This is a genomic window from Verminephrobacter aporrectodeae subsp. tuberculatae At4 (assembly GCF_000193225.1).
GTDB lineage: Bacteria > Pseudomonadota > Gammaproteobacteria > Burkholderiales > Burkholderiaceae_C > Acidovorax > Acidovorax aporrectodeae.
Genome location: NZ_AFAL01000735.1, coordinates 1 through 3,300 on the forward strand (window position 1 = coordinate 1; position 3,300 = coordinate 3,300).

Here is a 3,300-nt window from a genome sequence, read left to right on the forward strand (position 1 = left end):
GGCGCGTGCGCAGCTGATCAGGGCCCGGTTCGGGGATGACGGGAAGATAAGTCAGCGCCGCGAGGGCGGGCCCGCGAACCGATCGGGCGGGCGCTCATTGCGGCTGCGCTTCCGGTTACAGTGGGCGCCTTTGCCCAACCGTCGGCGAACCAGCCATGCTGCCCCATACCTTTCTCTGGCACGACTACGAGACCTTTGGCACCGACACGCGCCGCGACCGCCCGGCGCAGTTTGCCGCGATCCGCACCGACGCCGAACTCCATGAAATCGGCGCGCCGCTGATGCTCTACTGCCAGCCCGCGAATGACTATCTGCCCGACCCGCAAGCCTGCCTGTTGACCGGGATCACACCGCAGCACTGTCTGGAGCAGGGCCTGCCCGAGCACCAGTTTGCGGCCCGCATCGAGGCCGAGTTCGCCCGGCCCGCAACCATTGGCGTGGGCTACAACAGCATCCGCTTCGACGACGAGATCACGCGCTTCATGTTCTGGCGCAACCTGATCGACCCCTACGCGCGCGAATGGCAGAACCAGTGCGGTCGCTGGGACCTGCTCGACGTGGTGCGCATGACCCATGCGCTGCGCCCCGACGGCATCACCTGGCCCCGGCAGGAAGACGGCAAGCCAAGCTTTCGGCTCGGAGACCTGAGCCGGGCCAACGGCCTGCTGCACGAGGCCGCGCACGATGCGCTCTCGGACGTGCGCGCGACCATCGCGCTGGCGCGGCTCGTGCGCGAGCACAACGCCAAGTTGTTCGACTTTGCGCTGGGCCTGCACAAGAAGGACCGGGTGGCCGCCGAGCTGCGCCTGCCCACCAGCGCCGCCGTGGCGCGGCCGTTTCTGCACGTCTCGGGAATGTTCCCGGTCGAGCGCGGCTGCCTGGCCGTGATGTGGCCGTTGGCCAACCACCCCGTGAACAAGAACGAATTGATTGCCTGGGACCTGTCCCAGGATCCCGCAGCCTTGCTCACCTTGGGCGCCGACGAAATCCGCCTGCGCCTGTTCACCAAGGCCGACGCCTTGCCCGAGGGCCTGACGCGCCTGCCGATCAAGACCATCCGCCTGAACCGCTCGCCGATGGTGGTGGGCAATGTGAACACGCTCACGCCCGCGCTGGCGCAGCGCTGGGGAATCGACCTGGCCCAGGCGGCGCAGCACGCGGAAGGCGCGCGCGCGTTACCCGACATGAGCGCCATCTGGCCTGCCGTGTTCGCCCGCGCGCCAGAGCCTGACCCCGATGTGGACCAGGACCTGTACGGCGGCTTCGTCGGCAACAACGACCGCCGCCTGCTCAACGACCTGCGCAGCAGCGCCGCAACCATGGGCGGCGGCCAAGGGGCCAAGCCGCGGGCGGGCTTTGACGACCCCCGGTTGGCCGAACTGTTCTGGCGCTACCGGGCGCGCAACTTCCCGGGCACGCTGTCGCCCGAAGAGACCGGGCGCTGGGATGCACACCGCGCCGCCTGCCTGTTCCATGGCGCGGGCGGGGCGCGCACGGTGGAGCAGTTCTTCGCCGAAATCGACGCGCTGTCTGACACCGCAGACGAGCGCGCGCAGGGCATCCTCGGCACCTTGTACGATTACGCCGAGCACATTGCACCCGAGCGCTGATGCGCGCCGGACAGCCACCATGACCGCACCCAGCCCCCCCCGTTTCACCACCCGCATCGTGCACGCCGACCGCTGGGGCGGCGCCGAGCAGGGCGCCGTCCACCAGCCGATCCACACCTCGGTCCAGTACGGCCATGCCCGGGTCGAAGACCTGATCGCCGTGTTCCAGGGAACGGCCAAGGGCGGCTTCAATTACGCGCGCCAGGGAACGCCCACCACGGCGGCGCTGGAGAGCAAGATCACGCAGATGGAGCAGGGCCACGGCTCCATCGTTTTCGCCACCGGCATGGCGGGCATCTGCGCCGTTTTTCTCACCCTGCTCAAAGCCGGCGACCATCTGGTGGTGAGCCAGTTCGTATTCGGCAACACGAACAGCGCGCTGGGCACGCTCGCGGACCTGGGAATCGCGGTCAGCACGGTGGACGTGACCGACGCCACGCAGGTGGCCGCCGCGCTGCGCCCCAACACGCGCATGGTGTTTCTCGAGACCATCGCCAACCCCGGCACCCAAATCCCCGACCTGGATGGCATTGGCGCGCTGTGCAAGCAGCACGGCCTGCTCTATGTGGTGGACAACACCGTCGCCTCGCCCTACCTCTTTCGCGCCGCCAGCGTGGGCGCGGGGCTGGTGGTCAACTCGCTGACCAAGAGCATTGGCGGACATGGCGACGCACTCGGGGGCGCCGTCACCGACACCGGCCTGTACGACTGGTCCGGCCATCCGAACATCTTTGCCGCGTACCGCAAGGGCGACCCCAAGGGCTGGGGGCTGCAACAGCTGCGCAAAAAGGGGCTGCGCGACATGGGCGCAACGCTTTCCTCGCAGGCCGCGCACCAACTGGCGCTGGGCGCGGAAACCCTGGCATTGCGCATGGAGCGCAGCAGCGCCAGCGCGCTGGCGCTGGCGCAGTGGCTGGAGCAGCACCCCGCGATCGCGCGTGTGCTCTACCCGATGCTGCCGTCGCACCCCCAGCACGCGCAGGCGCGCCGGCACCTCAGGGCCGGTTCGTGGCTGCTGTCGTTTGAACCGCGCGACCCGGCGCAATGCCTGCCCCTGTGCAACCGCCTGCGGCTGCCGATCAGGGCCACGGGGCTCGCGGACACGCGCACGCTCATCATTCCGGTGGCGCATACCATCTTCTGGGAGACCGGCCCCGCGGCGCGCGCCGCCATGGGAATTACCGACGGCATGATCCGCCTCTCGGTCGGGCTCGAGGAGATCGAGGACCTGCTCGCCGATTTCGAGCAGGCGCTGGCACCGGCCTGATCCCTGCGGTTTCTATGGTTTCTCGCTGAACGACCAGTTGCGCTGGGCGCCGAACACCGCGTCCGGGTACGGCGCGCGGCCGCGGCTGCCGTTGTAGCGCCCGAGGGCCATGAACAGGTTGCCCTGCTCCCGGTCGATGTAGTGGCGCAGGATCACGCAGCCGTAGCGCAGATTGGTCTGCATATGGAACAGTTTTCCCGGGTCGCCGTCACCGATCACGCGCGCCCAGAACGGCATGACCTGCATGTAGCCGCGCGCGCCCACGCTGGACACCGCGAACTTGCGGAATCCGCTTTCCACCTGGATCAACCCGAGAACCAGCGACACCTCGAGCCCCGCGCGCTTGGCCTCGTACCACACGGTCTGCAAGAACTCGTGGCGCACGCCCCATTCGGGCTTGCGATGGCGCAGCCGGTCGCTCAT

Annotated in this window: 3 protein-coding genes; 2 read left to right on the forward strand and 1 reads right to left on the reverse strand. The window is 68.6% G+C overall.

All coding sequences use genetic code 11. From position 1 onward, the window contains the following. Positions 1 to 155: 155 nt before the first annotated feature. Both sbcB and VTU_RS0120920 read left to right on the forward strand, forming a co-directional pair. Positions 156 to 1,610: an exodeoxyribonuclease I gene (gene sbcB / locus VTU_RS0120915; RefSeq protein WP_010108291.1), complete on the forward strand. Its 1,455-nt coding sequence runs from the start codon at positions 156 to 158 to the stop codon at positions 1,608 to 1,610. Between the two features lie 19 nt (positions 1,611 to 1,629). Continuing rightward, positions 1,630 to 2,877: a cystathionine gamma-synthase family protein gene (locus tag VTU_RS0120920; RefSeq protein ID WP_010108293.1), complete on the forward strand. Its 1,248-nt coding sequence runs from the start codon at positions 1,630 to 1,632 to the stop codon at positions 2,875 to 2,877. Between the two features lie 12 nt (positions 2,878 to 2,889). Here the strand turns inward: VTU_RS0120920 and VTU_RS0120925 are convergent. Beyond that, positions 2,890 to 3,300 (reverse strand): lytic transglycosylase domain-containing protein (locus VTU_RS0120925; protein WP_010108295.1); only part of this gene is annotated, 411 nt, incomplete at its 5' end.

Coding starts and splice junctions, on each gene's coding strand:
- sbcB (WP_010108291.1), top strand. CDS start 156: ATGCTGCCCCATACCTTTCTCTGGCACGACTACGAGACCTTTGGCACC.
- VTU_RS0120920 (WP_010108293.1), top strand. CDS start 1,630: ATGACCGCACCCAGCCCCCCCCGTTTCACCACCCGCATCGTGCACGCC.